The sequence below is a fragment of the Phocaeicola sartorii JCM 17136 = DSM 21941 genome (assembly GCF_054653615.1).
In genome coordinates this window covers 3,635,103-3,656,657 of record NZ_BAAIFW010000005.1, presented here as the reverse complement: position 1 = coordinate 3,656,657, position 21,555 = coordinate 3,635,103, and the positions used below count along the sequence as shown (strand labels likewise).

Annotated in this window: 14 protein-coding genes and 1 tRNA gene; 12 read left to right on the top strand and 3 right to left on the bottom strand. The window is 45.0% G+C overall.

Going from position 1 to position 21,555, the window contains the following annotated elements; translation table 11 throughout:
* The first annotated feature begins 4 nt into the window (after positions 1–4).
* From ACYQ0C_RS15605 to ACYQ0C_RS15595, 3 genes are read left to right on the top strand one after another with little or no spacing between them, the layout of a single operon-like run.
* Positions 5–1,648: an ABC transporter ATP-binding protein gene (locus tag ACYQ0C_RS15605; RefSeq protein WP_016275660.1), complete on the top strand. Its 1,644-nt coding sequence runs from the start codon at positions 5–7 to the stop codon at positions 1,646–1,648.
* Positions 1,641–2,561, top strand: a complete 921-nt coding sequence (locus ACYQ0C_RS15600; protein WP_016275661.1) for a hypothetical protein — start codon at positions 1,641–1,643, stop codon at positions 2,559–2,561. Before ACYQ0C_RS15605 ends, ACYQ0C_RS15600 begins: the two co-directional genes overlap by 8 nt.
* The gene (locus ACYQ0C_RS15595; RefSeq protein WP_025076596.1) at positions 2,530–2,994 is read left to right on the top strand and encodes a S24/S26 family peptidase; all 465 of its coding nucleotides are present in this window, start codon (positions 2,530–2,532) and stop codon (positions 2,992–2,994) included. Before ACYQ0C_RS15600 ends, ACYQ0C_RS15595 begins: the two co-directional genes overlap by 32 nt.
* Positions 2,995–3,060: 66 nt before the next feature.
* Here ACYQ0C_RS15595 and ACYQ0C_RS15590 read toward each other — a convergent pair whose 3' ends face one another.
* Entirely contained in the window at positions 3,061–4,221 is a 1,161-nt protein-coding gene (locus ACYQ0C_RS15590; RefSeq protein WP_016275663.1) for an exo-beta-N-acetylmuramidase NamZ family protein, read from the bottom strand.
* Between the two features lie 53 nt (positions 4,222–4,274).
* Between ACYQ0C_RS15590 and ACYQ0C_RS15585 the strand changes: the two genes are divergently transcribed.
* A complete protein-coding gene (locus ACYQ0C_RS15585; RefSeq protein ID WP_016275664.1) occupies positions 4,275–4,811 on the top strand; it encodes an HD domain-containing protein in 537 nt (178 codons plus the stop codon).
* A 90-nt stretch (positions 4,812–4,901) separates the two neighbouring features.
* Positions 4,902–7,634, top strand: a complete 2,733-nt coding sequence (locus tag ACYQ0C_RS15580; RefSeq protein ID WP_016275665.1) for a putative LPS assembly protein LptD — start codon at positions 4,902–4,904, stop codon at positions 7,632–7,634.
* A 102-nt stretch (positions 7,635–7,736) separates the two neighbouring features.
* Here ACYQ0C_RS15580 and ung read toward each other — a convergent pair whose 3' ends face one another.
* Together ung and asnA are read right to left on the bottom strand one after the other, a co-directional pair.
* Positions 7,737–8,399 (bottom strand): uracil-DNA glycosylase, encoded by a 663-nt coding sequence (ung, locus tag ACYQ0C_RS15575; protein WP_016275666.1) that lies wholly within the window; start codon positions 8,397–8,399, stop codon positions 7,737–7,739.
* A gap of 114 nt (positions 8,400–8,513) precedes the next feature.
* Positions 8,514–9,554 carry an aspartate--ammonia ligase gene (gene asnA / locus ACYQ0C_RS15570; RefSeq protein ID WP_016275667.1) on the bottom strand — a complete coding sequence of 347 codons (1,041 nt, stop codon included), beginning with the start codon at positions 9,552–9,554 and terminating at the stop codon, positions 8,514–8,516.
* Between the two features lie 202 nt (positions 9,555–9,756).
* On the opposite strand from asnA, the gene ACYQ0C_RS15565 reads away from it, so the two are divergent.
* The 7 genes from ACYQ0C_RS15565 (at position 9,757) to ACYQ0C_RS15535 (ending at position 21,524) form a co-directional block, all read left to right on the top strand.
* A tRNA-Arg gene (locus tag ACYQ0C_RS15565) sits at positions 9,757–9,828 on the top strand.
* A 392-nt stretch (positions 9,829–10,220) separates the two neighbouring features.
* Positions 10,221–13,496 carry a SusC/RagA family TonB-linked outer membrane protein gene (locus ACYQ0C_RS15560; protein ID WP_025076595.1) on the top strand — a complete coding sequence of 1,092 codons (3,276 nt, stop codon included), beginning with the start codon at positions 10,221–10,223 and terminating at the stop codon, positions 13,494–13,496.
* Between the two features lie 20 nt (positions 13,497–13,516).
* Entirely contained in the window at positions 13,517–15,019 is a 1,503-nt protein-coding gene (gene nanU, locus ACYQ0C_RS15555; RefSeq protein ID WP_016275669.1) for a SusD family outer membrane lipoprotein NanU, read from the top strand.
* Positions 15,020–15,151: 132 nt separating this feature from the next.
* A complete protein-coding gene (locus tag ACYQ0C_RS15550; protein ID WP_016275670.1) occupies positions 15,152–16,792 on the top strand; it encodes a sialidase family protein in 1,641 nt (546 codons plus the stop codon).
* A 30-nt stretch (positions 16,793–16,822) separates the two neighbouring features.
* On the top strand, positions 16,823–18,802 hold the full coding sequence (locus ACYQ0C_RS15545) for a family 20 glycosylhydrolase (RefSeq protein ID WP_371327427.1): 1,980 nt from the start codon (positions 16,823–16,825) through the stop codon (positions 18,800–18,802).
* Positions 18,799–19,464, top strand: a complete 666-nt coding sequence (locus tag ACYQ0C_RS15540; RefSeq protein ID WP_016275672.1) for an SGNH/GDSL hydrolase family protein — start codon at positions 18,799–18,801, stop codon at positions 19,462–19,464. The genes ACYQ0C_RS15545 and ACYQ0C_RS15540 overlap by 4 nt, the downstream gene beginning before the upstream one ends.
* Positions 19,461–21,524, top strand: a complete 2,064-nt coding sequence (locus ACYQ0C_RS15535; RefSeq protein ID WP_016275673.1) for a GDSL-type esterase/lipase family protein — start codon at positions 19,461–19,463, stop codon at positions 21,522–21,524. Before ACYQ0C_RS15540 ends, ACYQ0C_RS15535 begins: the two co-directional genes overlap by 4 nt.
* Positions 21,525–21,555 lie beyond the last annotated feature (31 nt).

Sequence of the window (21,555 nt, the reverse complement as noted above, 5' to 3'; positions counted from 1 at the left end):
GTTTATGTTGAAAAGAATCTGCCGTTTGTTGCTGCCCGGGGAAAGGATAATGGGGATAAGGGTGGTGGGTGCTGTCTTCCTTTGTGCATTATTGGACTTTGCTGGACTGGCTGCCTTGTTGCCTGTCTTGTTTTTTTTGTTGGACGATGGGGGCGATAAAGATGCGGCCCTGTTGTTCTGCCTGGTGGCGGTTGTCTTTATTTTGGTGAAGAATGCTTTGGTGGCAGGCCTTTCACGTTTTCAGAACCATTTTCTGATGTCACTTTACCGTCGGCTCAGTTTCTCTCTTTTTACGTCTTACTATCAACGGGGATTATTGTTTATCCGCAGCAGGGGGAGTGTCCGGCTGGGATATGAGGTAAACTATATCTGTTATGCCTTCTCTTTAAACCTCCTTTCCCCTTTGCTCCGCATGACGGGAGAAATGCTGCTGATTTTATGGGTGACGGCAGCTTTGCTGGTTTATGCTCCGCTGACGGTGCTGATACTGTATATGGCCTTTCTGCCTTTCATGCTGATTTACGGATGGGGGATCAGGAAACCGATGCGCCGTTATGGCGAGCAGGAACAGCAGGCCCGTCGTGAGCAATCCCGGCTGGTTACGGAAACCATGAAAGGATATGCCGAGTTGGAACTGAATGCGGCATTTCCTTTTCTTCAGCAGGCATTCGCCCGGAGGCTGGGGATCATCAGTGAGAGCCGTCTGAAACTGGAGAGCATACAGCACCTTCCTCTTTGCCTTTCCGAAATGGCGGTCGTATCGGGGCTGACCTTGCTCACCCTTTTCGGAACAGGGGATATCAAAGCGCTGGTAGGTGTCTTTGCGGTGGCAGCTTTCCGGTTGCTGCCCGCTTTGCGCGGCATTTTGGGAGGCTGGACACAGGTGCAGAATGCGGTTTATTCTCTGCGGATCATAGAGGAAGGATTGGAGGATAAGGTGGCAAAAACAGTTTCACCGTCGTGGGGACAGGAAGAGTTTTCTTTTCAAAAAGAAATACGGATAGAACACCTTTCCTATGCTTATCCTGAGGGAACTGAAGTGCTGAAGGATTTCTGTTGTACCATCCGTAAAGGGGAATATGTAGGCATCTGTGGTGAGAGCGGCAGAGGTAAATCCACCTTATTTAATCTGCTTTTGGGATTTATCACTCCGGATAAAGGTACCATTCGGATAGATGATAAGCCGTTTGCTGATATGCCGAGGCAGGAATGGCACCGCAGGGTGGGGTACGTGCAACAGGAAGTGTTTGTGCTGGATGGAACCTTGGCGGAAAATATTGCTTTGGGATGCCGCTCTGTAGATAAGGAACGGGTAGCGGAGATCGTGAGGCTGGTGAGATTGGATGCTTGGGTGGATGAGTTGCCGCAAGGAATGGACACTCCTTTGGGTGAAGGAGGGGGGAGGCTTTCGGGAGGCCAGAAACAGCGGGTGGGTATCGCCCGTGCTTTGTATAAGAAAGCGGAGGTGCTTTTGCTGGATGAGGCTACTTCTGCATTGGATAATGAGACCGAACGGGCTGTCAATGAAATGCTTCTCGGTCTGATGAGGGAGTGCAGGGGGCTGACTGTTCTTACAATTGCCCACCGGGAAAGCTCGCTGGCATATTGCCATCGTATAATCAGATTAAATGGAAAAGAAAATGAATAGCATATATAAAATAGGTGGTCATTGTTTCTGCTTGTCGGGCAAAAGTCTGATGGAGGCGGTGGATAGTATCCATGGTTTCAGACCGTTTGTCCGGCTGACGGACACCGTATCACCGGAAGAGGTGGGTGAGGATGCCTGGTCACCGGAGTTTGTCGTTCGCGAGGGAGACGGGGGAGACTTTCCGACTTTTCAGAGAAAGTCTTATTCATTCGGATACGAGGATGTAACCGGTTCTTTTGGCGTGAGCGAGGAGGGATTCCTGTTGGAACTGGCTCCGGACGAAGAACCATCCCTTTATCTTCGGATGCTGGATGAAACCAGAGAAGGGAAAGGTATCTGCCTGTATGGTAATTATTCTCCCCGTCTTTTGAGGTTTGCCTTATGGATGGGATATGGGCTGATGACGGTATGGGAAGATACGCTTGCCTTGCATGGCAGTTGTATCGTTTATAAGGGAAAAGCGGTTCTTTTTTTAGGCGAAAGCGGAACCGGCAAGAGCACCCATACCCGTTTGTGGAGGGAGAATATACCAGGAAGCAGGCTGCTGAATGATGACAGTCCCATGGTGCGTTATGAAGAGGGGGGTGTATGGGTTTATGGCAGCCCGTGGAGTGGGAAGACTCCTTGCTATAAGGCAGAACGTTATCCGCTGGTCGGCTGTGTACGTTTGTCGCAGGCGCCTGAGAACAGGATGCGGAGATTGAACATCGTGCAGGCTTATGCCGCTTTGCATCCGTCTGCTCCGCCGGCATTTGCTTATGAGGAGGCGCTGTATGGTGGGGTTTGCGGCCTGTTGGGAAAGATGGTTTCATCCGTTCCCGTTTACCATCTGGCCTGTTTGCCCGATGCGGAGGCGGCGGAATTGGCATGTTGTACTTTATATGGAGATGGATATGAGACAGATAGCAAATGAATGTTTCTTTGCATGGGTGGAATCGGAAATCAGGAGTGGCAGGAGTGTGCGCTTCCGGGTGAAAGGCAACTCCATGCGGCCCTTGCTGAGGAACGGGAAAGAGGAGGTGGTGGTGGAACCGTGCGGCAAGCAGGTGTTGAAACCTGGGCATGTCATCCTATTCAGGCAATCCGGTCGGTATGTATTGCATCGAATCATTCAAAAAAGGGGCAGTCATTACTTGATGCAGGGAGATGGCGTTTGTCGTTTCTATGAGGAATGTGAGGAAACGGATATCATCGGTGTGGTGAGAAGGGTATACAGGCCTTCCGGAAAGATGATTGAAACGGACTCCGTCGGTTGGCGGTTGGGAAGCCGTTTGTGGCTGGGGCTTGGCAGATTCAGAAGGGTGGTGTTGCGTGTCTTGAATAGAGTGGACGGTGTGTTTCCGTAAAAGTGTCAAAATCCTGATGGGCTGTTGACACCTTTTTAACGGAAACCGGTAGCTTGGAAAGAAATCTTATTTATAAAGCAGATATTTCTCCCGCATCTTTTTGTAGGCTTCCAGTTCTTTCTGCCATCCTGCACGTATTTCTTCTTCGCTGGCTCCTTTTATAATTTGTTCCCTTACGGTACGGTTTCCGATCAGCAGGTCGAACCATTGTGGGCGGGTAAAGAACTTGTCCGCTTTCCCAAGATCTTGATAAGCCTGATAGTATGCTATGATGTATTTTAAGGAAAAGCCTTTTGGCGCGGTGATGTTACGGAGGTTATTGCCATAGCAATATTGGTCTTTATACATCGGATTCTTGTCAAAGCCTTCCAGGGCTTCCGGTCTGAAAGAGAAGGAGGAGATGCGGATATCCGGCGAACCGATTACCTGAAAAGGAAAATGAGTGCCTCGGCCTACACTGACGGCTGTGCCTTCAAACGGGCAAAGTGAAGGATATAGAGCGATTGCCTGGTCATTGGGCAGATTGGGAGAGGGCTTTACCGGAAGGGTATAGGGTTGTCCGTGTTTCCAGCCTTCCATGGGGATGACGGTCAGCGCGCATTTCCTGCCATTGGGCAGCCAGCCTTCGCCATTAATCATTTGTGCCAGTTCGCCTACGGTGCAACCGTGTAAAACGGGGATGGCATGCATACCTACGAAACTTTTCTGATTTTTTTGTCGCACAGGGCCGTCCACATAGTCGCAAGGATTGGGCCGGTCTGTGATGATCAGTTGTTTCCGGTTTTCGGCACAGGCTTCCATGATATACTGCATCGTACTGATATAGGTATAGAAGCGGGCGCCTACATCCTGAATGTCAAACACAATCAAGTCTATGTCCTGTAGCTGTGCGGCAGCCGGCTTCTTGTTTTTGCCGTAAAGGGACAGGATGGGCACTCCTGTGCGGAGGTCTTTTCCGTTCTTTATGGTTTCTCCGGCATCGGCCTCACCTCGGAAGCCATGTTCGGGAGCGAATATTTTTTTAATTTGTATATGTGCTGCAAGCAGGGTGTCCAGCAGGTGGGTCTCTCCTACTTTGGAGGTTTGGTTTACAACCAATGCCACGCGCTTTCCTTTTAATATAGGCAAGAGGCGGTCCATCTGTTCGGCTCCGGTAATCACCTCTTGTGCGGTCAGAGCATTGAAAGTAAACAAGAGGCAGCATAGGAAAATGTATTTTGTTTTCATGATATGTGGCGATTATTTTGTAATATTGCACAAAAATAAGAATTTAATTGAGAATGGACGCACTTGCTATCATTAATAAATATTATCCGGAGGATAATGAGCTGAAACATATCCTGCTGACGCATAGTCGTTCGGTGGCCGATAAGGCATTATGGATTGCCGGAAAGCATCCGGAGTTGAATCTGGACAAGCAATTTTTGGAGGAGGCGGCACTGCTGCACGATATTGGTATTTTCAGGACGGATGCTGAGGGCATTTGCTGTTTCGGATCTTATCCTTATATTTGTCATGGATATTTAGGAGCCGACTTGATGCGGAAAGAAGGGTTCCCGCGTCATGCGTTGGTTTGTGAGAGGCATACGGGGGCAGGCATGTCTCTGCAAAGTATTATTGACCAACAGTTGCCCGTTCCTCATCGGGATATGGTTCCGGTTTCACTGGAGGAACAAGTTATTTGCTTTGCCGACAAGTTCTTTTCAAAAACGCATCTGGACAAGGAAAAGAGCGTGGAGAAGGCGTTAAAGAGTATTTCACGTTATGGGGAAGACGGGGTTATCCGTTTTAACCATTGGTGCGAATGTTTCTTGTAAGCCTTAAAAATAAATTAAATCTCCGTTAAATAGTTCATTATTGGCGGATAATGCTTAATTTTGCCCCTCAAAAGCGTAAATGATTTGTGAATGACGCCACTAAAACGACATAGATTTATAACATTCCTACTACTATTTGCATGCCTGTTGCTTTCTTTAAGTACGGGTGCTCAACGCAGAAAGCGGAACCCTGCATCCGGCAATGATTCCCTGAAAGTAGATAGTACTTTGGTAGATACATTGTCTATCGATACGGTTGCACCTAAAAAAAGGCAGCCGTTGGACGCACCTGTTGTTTATGAAGCTAATGACTCCATCGTATTCACAGAGGGTGGATATGCCCATCTGTATGGTGACGGTAAGGTAAACTATGAGAAAATTGAGCTGACCTCCGCCGTGATTACCATGAACATGGACAGCAGCACGGTATTTGCCCGGGGTGTGCCCGATTCGGTTGGCGTGGAAAAAGGTACCCCTGTCTTTAAGGATGGAGAGACTCCGTACGAGTCGAAAATTATGCGTTATAATTTCAAGTCGAAGAAAGGATTCATTAATAATATCGTTACTCAGCAGGGGGAAGGATACGTAACCAGTGAGGAGTCGAAGAAAGGTGCCAATGACGAGCTTTATCTGCGTCACGGACGATACACTACATGTGATAATCACGAGCATCCTCACTTCTATCTGAAACTTTCCATGGCGAAAGTGCGGCCTAAGAAAAATGTAGTATTCGGCCCTGCCCAGTTGGTGGTGGAGGATGTACCTTTGCCTATCGCTATTCCTTTTGGCTTTTTCCCGTTTAACAGCAGTTATTCGTCGGGATTCATTATGCCTACATACGGTGATGAGATGAATCGTGGTTTTTATTTGCGTGATGGTGGATATTATTTCGCTATCAGCGACCGTATGGATTTGAAACTGTTGGGTGAAATCTTTACGAAAGGATCGTGGGGGCTTTCCGTGCAGTCCAATTATAATAAAAGGTATAGATATAGCGGTAATTTCAATGCCAGTTATCTGGTGACGAAGACCGGTGAGAAGAATATGCCGGACTATATGGTTACAAAGGACTTCAGAATCGCATGGAGCCACAGACAGGATGCCAAGGCCAGTCCTAACAGCTCTTTCTCGGCTAATGTGAACTTTGCGACCAGTAGTTATGACCAGCGCAACCTGAGCAGCTTGTATAACCCGCAGCAATATTCAAATAACACCAAGACGTCTAGTGTGAGCTATTCGCGCAATTTCCCCGAGATAGGATTGAACTTGTCCAGCACATTCAATATCTCCCAGAATACACGTGACTCTTCTATCAGTGTGACTTTACCGGATTTGAATATTTCCTTGAACCGTATTTATCCGTTCAAGCGTAAGAAGGCGGTAGGAGATGAACGCTGGTACGAAAAGATTTCACTTCAATATACAGGTCAGGTAACTAATTCTATCAATACCAAGGATAACCTGATCCTGAAGCAAGGTTTGAATAAATGGACCAATGGTATGCAGCACAAGATTCCTGTCAGCGCTACATTTACTTTGTTCAAGTATATCAATATCGTGCCTTCTTTCAACTATACCGAACGTTGGTACATGCGCAAGGTGGAGCAGAGCTATGATCCATCGGCTCCTAATAGTGTACGGAAAGATACCATCAACGGTTTTAACCGTGTGTATAACTATGATTTGAGTTTGCAGGTGAATACCAAGATGTATGGTTTCTATAAACCGTGGAAGAAACTGTTTGGCGACAAGATTGAAATGATCCGTCACGTCTTCACTCCTTCGGTCAGCATGAGTTATGCACCAGACTTCAGTACTTCCAAATATGGATATGTTGGCAGCTATACTTATACCGATACGGATGGAGAGGTGCGTACTAAGACTTATAATCCTTATGAAGGTTTGCCTTATTCTTTCTCGCCCAGTGGCAAGTCCGAGAATTTCACTTTCTCTGTAGATAACAATGTGGAAATGAAAGTGAAGTCCGATTCGGATACTACCGGAGTGAAGAAAATCAGTTTGATTGACCAGTTGGGAGCTAGTATCTCTTATAATGCGGCGGCCAAGGAGAAGCCATGGGGGAATTTGAGCATGAACCTGCGTTTGAAGCTGACCAAGAGTTATACTTTTAATATGAATGCCCAGTTTGCCACGTATGCTTATGAGTTTGATGAGAATGGAACAGTCCGGGAGGGTAACCGCACGGAATGGTCATACGGACGTTTTGGACGCTTCCAGGGATATAGCGGTTCGTTCTCTTATACGCTGAACAATGATTCGTGGAAAAAATGGTTCGGTCCGAAAGAAGGAAAGGATAGTAAGGATGATAAAGACAAGAAAAATGAAGATCTGGATGAGTATGGTGATGATGCCAATGAAAATAAGGAGGAAAATAAGTCCGGCTTGAAAAAGACGGAAAAGGCGGCTGTGGATCCGGATGGTTATATGGCTTTCAAGATGCCATGGTCATTGAGCTTGAGTTATAGTTACAGTATTCGTGAGGACAGAAACAAGCAAATTAACATCAAGAGTATGCGTTATCCGTATTCGGTGACTCACTCTTTGAATGTGTCCGGTAATGTAAAGCTGGGTAGCCGCTGGAATGTGAATTATTCTTCGGGATATGATTTTAATACAAAAGAGATGTCAATGACAACAGTCAATATCAGCCGTGACCTGCACTGTTTCAATATGAGCTGCGGTTTGGTATTCGGTCCCTTTACTTCCTATAACTTTAGTATTCGTGCCAATTCCAGCATGCTGACTGATGCCTTGAAGTGGGATCAGCGAAGCAATACGGGTAGTGCGGTGAATTGGTACTAGGAGATATTGATAATTGAGAAATAAAAAATGAGAGATCACTGCCGGTACGGTAATCATGTGCAGCGATTGCTCATTTTTTAATTCTCAATTTTTAATTTACGCCTACCACTCAATCGGTGTTTTCCCGTGTGCTTGCAGATATTCGTTGGTGTGGCTGAAGTGCTTGTTGCCAAAGAAACCATTGTAGGCTGATAGGGGGGACGGGTGTGCGGACGCCAGTACCAGATGCTTGTTGCGGTCAATGAAGGCTCCCTTTTTCTGTGCATAGGCCCCCCATAAGATGAATACGATATGCTCACGTTGTTCTGCCAGTATACGGATGGCCGCATCTGTAAATTCTTCCCAGCCCCGGCGTTGGTGAGAACCAGCTTGGTGGGCACGGACTGTCAGTGTGGCATTGAGTAATAAGACTCCTTGGTTGGCCCAGCGGGTCAGATTGCCTGAGGTGGGGATGGGGGAGCCCAAATCGCTTTGTATTTCTTTAAAAATATTCTGTAGGGAAGGAGGAAAAGCTACTCCGTCGTTTACAGAAAAGCAAAGCCCGTGCGCTTGGCCGGGGCCATGATAGGGGTCTTGGCCGATAATGACGACTTTCACTTTATCAAACGGACACAGGTTGAAGGCATTGAATATGAGTCTGCCCGGAGGGTAAATAGTGGTAGTCTGGTATTCGCTTCTCACAAACTCTGTGAGCTTGATGAAGTAATCTTTTTCAAATTCGGGTGCCAGATGTTGTTTCCAGCTTTCTTCTATTTGTACGTTCATGGCATTTCTTTTTATTAAAAATGTGCGTTAAAGATAGGGGTTATTTGCAAAAATGACAAATAAAAAGAGGATGACTTTTGTATCACCCTCTTCCTTGATTGCTGATAATTATAATCAAATAAGTTGCATGCCCAGTTGAGCGCATTCTTTTCTCATGTCTTCAGGCCATATACTGGCTTGAATTTCGCCTATATGGGCTTTCTGTAAATAAAGCATACAGAGTCGTGACTGTCCTATACCGCCACCGATGCATAAAGGCAGGGTTTCGTCCAGCAGACGTTTGTGGAAATAAAGTTCCTTGCGTTTTTCCTGTCCACTGAGTGCCAGTTGGCGGATCAGTGCTTCCTTATCCACGCGGATACCCATAGAGGAAAGCTCGACAGAACGGTCCAGTACTTTGTCCCAGACCAGCAAGTCACCGTTCAGGCCGGGAAGTCCGGTTTCCGGGTTGATGGTGGTGTAGTCGTCATAGTCAGGTGCGCGCAAGTCATGTTCTTTTCCGTCACTCAGCTTGCAGCCTATACCTATAATAAATACCGCACCGTATTTTTGTGAGATGGCATGTTCGCGCTCTTTCGGGGTCTTGTCGGGGTACATCTGGCAAAGTTCTTCCGAGTGGATGAAATGGATGTCATGTGGCAGGAAAGGTTTGATTTGCGGATACATTTCGCAGACCATATATTCTGTGCGGCGCATGGCTGCATAGATGCGGATTACTATTTGTTTCAGGAAATCAACCGTGCGCTGTTCTTTGGTGATCACGCGCTCCCAGTCCCACTGGTCTACATATAGTGAGTGGAGATTACCTAATTCTTCATCGGCCCGGATGGCGTTCATATCGGTATAGATGCCATAACCCGGCTCTATATTATAATCGGCCAAGGTCAGTCTTTTCCATTTTGCCAGTGAATGGACAACTTCGGCCTGTGCGTCTCCCAAGTCTTTGATAGGGAAAGATACCGGTCGTTCGGTTCCGCTCAAGTCATCATTAATACCCATTCCTTTCAAGACAAATAGCGGGGCGGTGACACGGCGCAGACGCAATTCTGACGACAAGTTCTGTTGGAAGAACTCTTTTATTTGCTTAATGCCTAACTCTGTTTGTTTTAAATCAAGCAAGGCTTTATAGTTAGCTGGTTTAATTAGGTAACTCATTGTAAAATTGATCTATTTATTTTAATTGCTTGCAAATATAGAAATTATTTGTGATATTGATATATATTTAGGTGAAAATATAATCAAATTGATTCTTTTGTGCTTAAAGTAATGTGCAAAATATTATTTTGATAGATAAATATCTCAAATTATTAGGAGGAAGACAATATATTTTATACCTTTGCACGTCCAAGTTTCAGACGCACCCGTAGTTCAATGGATAGAATACCGGATTCCGGTTCCGACGATATGAGTTCGATTCTCATCGGGTGTACTTGATAAAACGCTAATTGACTGTAGACAAGTTAGTTAGCGTTTTTTTTGTTTCTTTGCGTGATACAGGATTACCTGATAAATATCCCTGAACGAACCTTCTTTGCCTCATCTCCAAAATCATGCATGTTATATCTTCTCCTTATGAACCTTTTTTTCTTTTTTGAGTTATTCCCTTATGTAACTTTTTAAAATATGCTTTAATATTTAGTTTATTCTAAAAAATAAACACTGACAAAGGATATAGATTCTTTTGTCTCTTGTATATACTAAATATATGCGCATATATTCGCTGTTGATTTTAAAACTATTTTCTTTTAGAGGGGTTTTGAAACTAGCACTTGATTAAACTTTTTTATTTAAACATTAAATTATCAACCAAATCTGAGATTCATGAAGAGAGCTCTATTTCTTATCGTGTGCCTCTGTTTTTCAATAAACATGATGGCGCAGACAAAAACGATAACGGGGGTGGTGGCAGATGCCGCCGGTGAACCCATTATCGGAGCGAGTGTCCTGGAGGTAGGGACAACCAATGGTACAATAACTGATGTAGATGGTAACTTTACGATTCAGGCGTCTGTGGGGGCGAAGCTGGATGTTAGTTACATCGGCTACAAAACACAACAAATTGTTGTGGGGGCACCAAATACCTACAAAGTTATTTTAAAAGAAGATGCGGAAATGCTGGATGAGGTCGTGGTGACCGGTTATGGTATGAGTCAGAAACGATCGTTGATGACGAATTCTATTTCGAAGCTGGACGATAAAGTGTTGCAAAATGCAGCTATGAGTAATGCGGCACAATCCTTGCAGGGAACGGTCAGCGGGTTGCGCGTGACAAATACTTCGGGCAAACCGGGCAGTTCGCCTAACATTGTTTTGCGTGGTGGCGCTTCTATAAACAAGAACCTGGAAGGCCCGTTGGTAGTCGTAGATGGCATTGTCCGTTCTATGGATGATATCAATCCCTCGGACATTGAATCCATACAGGTGTTGAAAGATGCGGCTTCTACAGCTATTTATGGTGCCCGTGCCAATAACGGTGTTATTTTGGTAACGACCAGAAAGGGAGTGGAAGGCAGGACGCAGATCACTTACAAATTCAAAGGGGGGATAAACTTTGCACGTGAAGGGTATAAGTACCTGGATGCCGGTGACTATTTGTATTATCAGCGTTTGGGCTGGCAGCGTACCAATGGTGGTTCGAGCATGGAAAACCAGAAAGGTTTCGGTGTGAACTCCGGAGTGGATCTGGCTTTTATGACGGATACCAACAAGCATCTGCTGAACGAAGGATGGCAGTCTATGACGGATCCTGCAGATCCCGGCAATACTTTGATTTTTAGAAACCATGCCGGTGAACTGCATGACCTCACATTTCGTAATGCGGCGTTTACACAAGATCATTATTTGAGTCTGTCGGGAGGTAATGATAAAGGAACTTTCTCTTCATCTTTGGGATATTATTCAGAAGATGGCCAGATTATTTCCACCAATTATAAGCGTGTGAACGGTACTATCAACGGTTCGTACAAATTACTGCCTGTCCTGACAGTGAATGCCGGTGGCAGTTTCTCATGGTCCAAGATGCCCGATTTGTGGACTTACGACCTGAAAAGTCCCTGGAACGGAGAAACAGGAGAATATGAGTTGTTTTACCGTACCATGAGTATGTTCCCCACCTGGAATCCGTGGAATGATGACGGAAGTCCTGCTGCCGGATGGAGTAACCAGGATGGTAATCCTTATTATTGGAAAGATAAACTGACTCGTTCCACAACGAACCGTAAGACTTCGTTTAATATCGGTTTTGCATTGGAAATCCTTCCGCAGCAATTGTTCCTGAACGGAAACAGTTCTATGTATTATACCGATCATCAGTTTGAACTGTTCGAAAAGAAGTATCAGCAGATAGGGCAGGCACCTAACACCAACCGTAATGCCTCGCAAACAAACACGAAAGTGTTCCAACAGCAGCATGCGTTGACGCTGGAATATAAAAAAGGTTTTAGCGGACATAATATCAATGCCATGGTGGGCGGCGAGTATTTTGATTATCAGTATCAGAACCTGGAGGCGCGTGTTTCTGGTGCTCCTACAGACGATATACCCACTTTGAATGCAGGTACCAATCGTACTTATACTACTTCTACCAAGACCGGTTATCGCATTCTGTCCGGTTTCGCCCGTGTTAATTATGACTATAATTATCGTTATATGGTGTCGTTGGTAGCCCGTTATGACGGTATTTCCAAACTATCTGACAATCGCTGGGGATTTTTCCCCGGTATATCTGCCGGCTGGAATGTGCACGAAGAGGCTTTCTTTAAGGATTCGAAGTTCTCGGAGGTGGTGTCTTTGATCAAACCGCGTATCAGTTATGGGTTGAATGGTAATGTAAACGGTATCGGTAACTTTGATGTATATGGCAAATATGGCTCGGTAGGTGCTTATGATGGGAATTTAGGTTATCTGAACACGGGAGTGGTCAATAGTAAATTGCGTTGGGAAAAGAGCCATACGTTTGAACTGGGGCTTGATCTGGGTTTCTTTAATAATCGGGTTCACATGATTATGGACTATTATAACCGTACGACTTCCGATTTGCTGACTGATGTGAATTTGCCGGAATATACGGGATTTCCCTCGTTCAAGACGAATCTGGGAACAATCAGCAACCGTGGCTTTGAATTGGAGGCCAAGGTAAATCTGTTGACGAGGAAGGATTGGTCATGGGATGTCACTGCTAATACTTCGTTTGTGAAGAATATAGTGAAAAAGCTGCCTTTTAACGGAAATGTAAACAACCGCCAGGGAGGTGAGCAGGTATGGGATCCGAAATCCAACTCGTTGGTTTGGCTAGGTGGTATTCAGGAAGGAAAAAGTTTGGGTGATATCATTGCTTACAAGCAAGTGCGTATCTTGCGTGACTGGGATGATGTGAGAAACCATGCCGGTGACTTTGTGGATGAAGTTGCTAACCTGTATGGGCCGGATAAAGCTGCCGAATATGCAGGAAAGCCGGGGTGGAAACCCATTGAACCGGGTGATGTATTGTGGGACGACAAGAATGGGGATCATATTATAAATTCATACGACCGTCAGGTAGTAGGTAACATCTATCCGAAATGGACCGGTGGTTTCTCTACCACGCTGAACTATAAAAACTGGTCTTTATACGGTCGGTTTGACTATGCGGTAGGTCATACCATTTACAATGACTTGAAGGCGAGAATTCTGGGACAGTATAACGGATCGTTCAATTTGATTACGGATGTCAGGGATTCCTGGTCTGAAACCAATACGGAAACTGGTATTCCTAAATTTTATTGGGCCGACCAGAATGCCAAGAAGAATATCACCCGTTCTAATAATGGTACAACGAATCTGAACAATAACAACTCTAGTTTTTATGAAAAGGGAGATTATCTGTGCCTGCGTGAGGTTACCTTGAGTTATAAATTCCCGAAGAATCTTATAAACAAGGTGTTTCTGACTGACGCGTCCGTGTATGTTACGGGGCAGAATCTATTCTATATTACCGGATATGACGGAACTTCTCCGGAACCGGTAATGGATATTCAGGCAAATGGGCGTGGTGGTATAGACAATGGACGCTATCCTACCTCGAGAACCGTATTGTTTGGTTTGCAATTGTCATTTTAATACGTAAATAGAGAAAAGGTATGAAAATAAAAAAGATAATATTGGCTTTTGCCGCATCGGCTATGTTGGCCGGTGGATGTACTTCGTTGGATATGGATCCGGTGAGTGATATCACTGATTTGAATTATTGGAAGACTCCGGAGCAGTTTGATTCATTTGTCTTTGGATTGCATAGCCGGTTCAGAAGCCATTCGTGGAATATGTTTTTACTGGGTGAGGCAAGAAGTGATGTCTTTGGAGGGATTCCTTTCGGAGGGGAAGCCACTCAGGGAATGGAGCGTTTTCCCTATAATACATTGAATGCGGAGAATCCCGGAATCAATGGATTTGGCGATTTGTATCAGAATATCAACCAAATGAACTTGTTTATCAGCAGAACTATCCATACGGAGGTGTTGACTGAAAGTGCCAGAAATTACTATTTGGGACAGGTGTATGGATTGCGTGCTTATTATATGTATCAGTTATACCGTTCATGGGGGGATGCCGTGTTTACGGAGGAACCTAGTCTGGGCTTCGAAGTGGGTAAACTGGCAAAGGCGGCAACTCCGGCTGCCGAAATCTTTGAGCAGGTAAAAAAAGATATAGAATCGTCATTAAGTTATTTTGGGTCCGATTATACCATAAAGGAAAAAAAATCGTTGTGGTCAAAGGCTGCCACATTGATGCTGAAAGCGGATGTATATCTGTGGAGCGCCCATCGTGACGGGGGAGAAGGAGCTGCCCGGATGGCAAAGAATGCGTTGGTTGACATACAGAATAATATCAGCCGTAATAACCTGGACCTGATGGATACCTTTCAGGGAGTATTTGCTTATGATAATAAAGGTAATAAAGAGATTATCTTTACGATTCATAATGAATTGTTTGAATACAATTTGTGGAATGGAAATAATGACCTGTTTCCACAGGCAGATTATTTAGGGAAATTCTATAATGCGGATGGTACTTTGATAAATACGTCTGTCGAGAATAATTTCGGCATCATGCGCCTGATGGTGAAATTGGAGAATTTCAGGAAATTTCTGCCGGGAGACACCCGTCGTGATGTCACATTGAAAGATGTATATAATAAGGTGGAAAATGGCAAATTGGAATTGGTGGGATTGTATCCGCATAAGTATTGGGGAGTTATGAATGGAAGTACGCGGGTGAGATGTGATGATTATCCTGTTTATAGATATTCTGATTTGTTGTTGATGCTGGCCGAGGCGGAGGTGCTTTTGGGCGAGGATCCGGCGGCGGAGATAAACCAGGTGCGTCAGCGTGCGTTTGGTGATGCGTATGATGCCTCAACAGTGGGCTTTCCCAATCAGGAGGTTGATAAGGATCCGGCGGATGCCGTTCTGCAGGAACGTTTGTTCGAGTTTATGCTGGAAGGAAAACGATGGTATGATTTGCGGCGCTTTGGTGATTCATACGTGCTTGACTATACTCCGGCAGAGTCTGCCCGTTTGCTTTGGCCTGTCAACCAAGGGGCTCTCACTAATAATCCATTGTTGAAACAAACCGTTGGTTATTAAATTTTTGGCGGATAATAATCTTTAATTGCGTAAAAAGGTGGTGCTCTTTATGAAATTAATAAAGAAACCGCCTTTTTATTTTCTAATTTCAATAAAAACTTTTATTTTTACGCCCGTAAAATTATAAATATTATGAGAAACCCTAACTTATTACTGCTAATTATTGTTTTTATATTAGCACCCTTCAAGTTGAGTGCGGCGGCAGATACGGTTGCTGTTCGCGAAACCCGAATTCCTGTGTTGATTGAAAGACAGGATAATGAGTTGTTTCATTTGCGTATAGAGGCTGCTCAGAGTCAGATGCTGAATGAAGTGAAACTGAATTTCGGTAAAGACGTGAATCTGAATGAGATTGAGGCTGTGAAACTTTATTATGGCGGAACCGAAAGTGCGGAAAAGAGGGGAAAGACTTATTTCGCTCCGGTAGATTATATACCTAATAATATTCCGGGAAAAACATTGGTTGCCAATACTTCTTATTCCGTTTTGAAGTCGGAAGTGAAGGCTCCGAAGCGTGAGGTTATATTAAAAGCTGACCAAAAGCTGTTTCCGGGAGTGAATTATTTCTGGATCAGCCTGCAGATGAAGCCTACAGCTTCCGTTCTGTCCAAAGTGTCGGCGGAAGTGGCGGAAGCCAAGGTTGACGGACAGGTTGCTCCATTGAAGATGGTCCGCAAGGCGGATACTCATTACATGGGAGTCGGTGTGCGTCATGCCGGTGATGACGGGGCGGCTGCCTATCGTATTCCCGGATTGGTGACTTCAAATAAAGGAACCTTGTTAGGAGTATATGATGTGCGCTATAATAATAGTGCGGATTTACAGGAGTATGTGGAAATAGGTTTGAGCCGGAGCACGGATGGCGGACAGACTTGGGAGAAAATGCGCATTCCGATGGCATTTGGAGAATATGACGGTCTGCCCAAGGCACAGAACGGAGTAGGTGACCCTGCCATTCTGGTTGATAAGAAGACCGGAACGATCTGGATTGTCGCTGCCTGGACACATGGCATGGGTAACGGCCGTGCATGGTGGAATTCCCAGACCGGTATGGATCGTAACCATACTGCACAATTAATGATGGTAAAGAGTGATGATGATGGTAAAACCTGGTCTGAACCTATGAATGTGACGGAACAGGTGAAAGATCCGTCCTGGTATTTCTTGCTGCAAGGTCCCGGTAGAGGCATCTCTATGGAAGACGGAACATTGGTATTTGCCAGCCAGTATATTGGCAGTGACCGTATTCCTAATGCAGGTATTATTTATAGTAAGGATCATGGAAAGACATGGAAGATCAGTACATTGGCACGCACTAATACGACAGAGTCTCAGGTAGCGGAAGTGGAGCCGGGTGTGCTGATGCTGAACATGCGTGATAACCGCGGCGGCAGCCGTGCTGTATCTACCACTACAGATATGGGTAAAACTTGGAAAGAACATGTATCTTCACGTACGGCATTACAGGAACCGGTTTGTATGGCAAGCTTGATCAGTGTTAAGGCTGAAGATAATGTATTAGGCAAGGATATTCTTTTATTCTCTAATCCGAATGATACCAAGAACCGTCATAGCATTACCATCAAGGCAAGTTTGGACGGGGGAGTTACCTGGTTGCCCGAAAACCAGCTGCTGCTGGATGCCGGCTGGGGTTGGGGATATAGCTGTCTGACTATGATTGACAAGGAAACTGTAGGTATCCTGTACGAAAGTAGCGTAGCTCACATGACTTTCCAGGCGGTAAAACTGAAAGACATTATTAAGACCAAATAAATGAAGCGTAGATTTTCTAGTTTTCTTGGAATGATACTCGTTTGTGCTGTTGTGATAGCGCAAACGAGTATCTCGTTACTTCCTAAGCCTCAGATATGTAAGGATACCGGGAAGAACTTTAGTATGGGAAAGGTGAAACTTTCTACTCCGGTGCTGAAGTCGGAGTGGGAAGTTTTTATTGTTAATGCGGGTGGTGAAATTGTTGACCAGTCATCTTCTGTTATTAAAGTGGAACTTGTTTCATCTATTGATGAAGCACCGTTGAACGGAGATGAAGCCTATCGTCTCTCTGTTACAAACAAGCAGATAAAGATAGAAGCCGTAACGGAGCGTGGAGTGTATTGGGCTATGCAGACGCTGCGCCAGTTGGAAAAGAAAAAAGGGAAAAGAAGTTCTTTTGCCGGATGTGAAATGGTGGACTGGCCTGCTTTCCGTATTCGCGGATTTATGCAGGATGTAGGACGCAGCTATATCTCCATGGAGGAGTTGAAGAGGGAGATAGAAATCTTGTCACGTTTCAAAATCAATGTGTTCCATTGGCATCTTACCGAAAACCAGGCATGGCGTTTGGAAAGTAAAATATTTCCGATGCTGAATGACAGTGTGAACACCACTCGTATGCCGGGAAAGTACTATACATTGGAAGAAGCCCGCGAATTAGTGGATTTCTGTAAGAAGCATCAGGTGATGTTGATCCCTGAGATAGATATGCCGGGTCACAGTGCTGCTTTTGTGCGTGCTTTCCGTCATGATATGCAAAGTTCGGAAGGGATGAAGATCTTGAAACTGTTACTGGATGAGGTGTGCGAGACATTCGATGTGCCTTATTTGCATATAGGAACGGATGAGGTGGAGTTTACTAATCCGCATTTTGTACCCGAAATGGTAGCGTATGTGCGTTCTAAAGGGAAAAAAGTAATATCCTGGAATCCGGGATGGCATTATAAGCCGGGGGAGATTGATATGACACATTTATGGAGTTACCGTGGAAAGGCGCAGCCGGGTATTCCCGCTATTGATTCCAAATTTCATTATCTGAATCATTTTGATGTGTTCGGCGATATTGTGGCTTTGTATAATAGCCGTATTTATAATCAGACAGAAGGCAGTGAGGACATTGCGGGAACCATATTGGCTTTGTGGCACGACCGTTTGATTGACAAGGAATGGAACCTGGTCATTGAAAATGGCCTGTACCCCAATATGCTTGCTATTGCCGAGCGTGCCTGGAGAGGGGGAGGTACGGAATATTTTGACGGACTGGGTACGATACTTCCACCCGAAGACACGGAAGCATTCAAAGAATTCGCTGATTTTGAAAAACGCATGTTGTGGCATAAGGAGCATACGTTTAAAGGATATCCTTTCGCTTATGTGAAACAGACTAATGTGAAATGGAATATTACGGATGCTTTTCCTAACGACGGAAACCTCTCTAAAGTATTTCCTCCCGAAGAGGAACTGAAGGATAGCTATGAATATGAAGGAAAAACTTACGGGGTAAGGCAGGCTACAGGAGCAGGCATTTATCTGCGTCATGTATGGGGGAATATGGTTCCTGCTTTCTATGCGGATCCTCAGGAAAATCATACGGCTTATGCGTATACTTGGGTGTATTCGCCCAATGCTCAGGAGGTAGGATTGTGGGCGGAGTTTCAGAACTACAGCCGTTCGGAGATGGATTTGGCTCCATTGCCTGGTAAATGGGATTACAAAGAGAGCCGTATCTGGATTAATGATAAGGAAATACTGCCTCCCGTATGGACTGATACGCATAAGGTAAAAAGTTATGAAGTACCTTTGGGAAATGAGAATTGCGTAGGAAGACCTCCATTGGCGGTGCATTTAAATAAAGGCTGGAACAAGGTTTTCTTAAAGTTGCCTATCGGTAAGTTTAAGATGGCTGAGACGCGTCTTGTGAAATGGATGTTTACTACGGTCTTTGTGACGCTTGATGGAGAAAAAGCTGTAGAAGGATTGATTTATTCACCAGAAAAACAACATAAATGAAAAGTTTTGCTCTATTATTTTTAGGATTATTACTTGCACTTCCCCAGTTTGCCCAGGAACGCAAGTACTCTACTTTTTATGAGCAGAGGGCTACTTTGTTTGAAGAGCTTCCGGTTACCTCAAAAGATATTATTTTCTTGGGGAACAGCATTACCAATGGTTGCGAGTGGACCGAGTTGTTTCAAAATAAGAATGTAAAGAACAGAGGCATCAGTGGAGATGTCTGTATGGGCGTATATGACCGCCTGGACCCGATTGTAGAGGGGAAACCGGCAAAGATCTTTTTGCTGATCGGCATCAATGATGTCTCTCGGGGAACATCTGCTGATAAAATTATTGCAGAAATCAGTATGATTGTTCAGAAAATAAAGCGGGAATCTCCAAAAACAAAATTATATTTGCAAAGTGTATTGCCGGTAAATGATTGCTACGGCAAGTTTAACGGGCATACGTCACGCTGGCAGGTGGTAAAACAGATTAATGATTTGTTGGAACCGTTGGCGGTAAAGGAAGGGGTTACCTATGTGGACTTGTACAGTCACTTTGTGGATGGGGATACCGGAAAGATGAACCCTGCATATACCAATGATGGATTGCATTTATTAGGAAAAGGGTATTTGCTGTGGCGTGATATTGTAAAACCTTATATTGATAAGAAATGAAAAAAATACTGATTCTGACTTTATGTGTGTGCTTTTGTGCCGTTTCATTTGCGCAGGAGCCGGTGAAGGTTGCTTGTGTAGGCAACAGCATCACCTATGGTATAGGGGTGGCAAATCCTGATAAAGATTCATATCCTGCACAGTTGCAACGGATGTTGGGTGAAAAATATAAGGTTGAACGTTTTGGTAAACCCGGAGCTACTCTGCTGAATAAGGGACACCGCCCCTATATGCAACAAAAAGAATTTAAAGACGCACTGGCTTTTGCCGGTGATATTGTTGTCATTCATTTGGGGGTAAATGATACTGATCCCCGTAACTGGCCTAATTATCGGGACTTCTTTATTTCCGACTATCGGGCACTGATTGATTCCTTCAGAGTGGTGAATCCTAAATGCCGTATTTTGATAGCGCGTACTACTCCCATAGCCGACCGTCATCCGCGTTTTGAGTCGGGAACTCGTGACTGGCAAGGGGAAATTCAGCTGGCTATCGAGTCTGTTGCCAAATCTGCTCATGTGCAATTGATTGATTTTCACAAGCCTTTGTATCCATATCCCTATTTATTGCCCGATGCGGTGCACCCCAATGAGGAAGGGGCATCTTTGCTGGCAAAGACCGCATACGAAGGAATAACAGGAAATTATGGAGGACTGAAAATGCCCGAATTGTTTACGGACAACATGGTGTTGCAGTATGGAAGACCGATTGACATACACGGAACAGCCAATGCCGGAGATAAAGTGACGGTCACGATCGGGAAACAGAAGCAGAAAACGGTAACAGGGCTGGACGGAAAATGGAGGGTGACTCTTCACCCCTTGGCGGCAGGTGGCCCCTATACATTGGCTGTGTCTACAGCAGAGCGCTTGCTCACTTTTAACAATGTGCTGGCAGGCGAAGTATGGCTTTGCTCGGGACAATCCAACATGGAGTTTCATTTGAATTGGAGTGCCACAGCGAAGCAGGATGTTCCCAATGCCGCGAATGACCAAATCCGCTTATTTGATCAAAAGGAGCGTTGGCGTACCAATGCGGTGGAATGGCCGGTGTCTGTACTTGATTCGTTGAACCATTTGCAATATTATAAGGATACGGAGTGGAAGGTATGCTCTCCCGAAACAGCGGGAAAATTCTCGGCGGTCGCTTATTATTTTGGTAAGAAATTACAGGATAGCCTGCAAGTACCTGTAGGGCTGATTTGTAATGCAATAGGTGGTTCTCCTACCGAAGCATGGATCGATAGAAGAACATTGGAATATCAGTTCCCCGCCATTTTACGCAATTGGAAGCAAAATGATTTTATTCAGGACTGGGTGCGTGGGCGTGCGGCGCTGAATGTGAAAAAATCAACCGATAAACAACAACGCCATCCGTATGAACCTTGCTATTTGTATGAGTCGGGAATTCTTCCGTTAGAACACTTCCCGGTAAGAGGAATTATTTGGTATCAAGGAGAGTCGAACGCGCATAATAAGGAAGCGCATGAAAAATTATTCAACTTGTTGGTTCAAAGTTGGCGGAAGAATTGGAATGATGCGGAACTGCCTTTTTATTTTGTGCAGTTATCCAGTATAGACCGTCCTTCTTGGACTTGGTTCCGAGACAGTCAGCGTCGCCTCATGACTGAGATACCTCATACGGGCATGGCTGTCAGTTCGGACAGGGGAGATTCGCTGGATGTACATCCTAAACAGAAAAAGGAAATAGGAGAGCGTTTGGCGGCGTGGGCGCTGAACCGTACGTATGGACATCGGAATGTCGTTCCCTCAGGACCGCTTTATAAATCGGTTTCATTTGCCCGGGGAGCTGCCTATGTTTCATTTGATTATGCCGATGGCTTGTGTACCTCCGATGGAAAACCGATCAGCACGTTTGAGGTGGCGGGTGAAGACGAATTGTTTTATCCGGCACAGGCAGTGGTCGAGGACGGTAAAATAAAAGTTTGGAGTAAGAAGGTCAAAGATCCGAAAATCGTTCGTTACGGATGGCAGCCTTTTACGCGTGCCAATCTGGTAAATGGCGCCGGTTTGCCTGCATCTACGTTCCGGACGGAATAGTATATAATTTAAATGAAGAAAAGATAGGTAA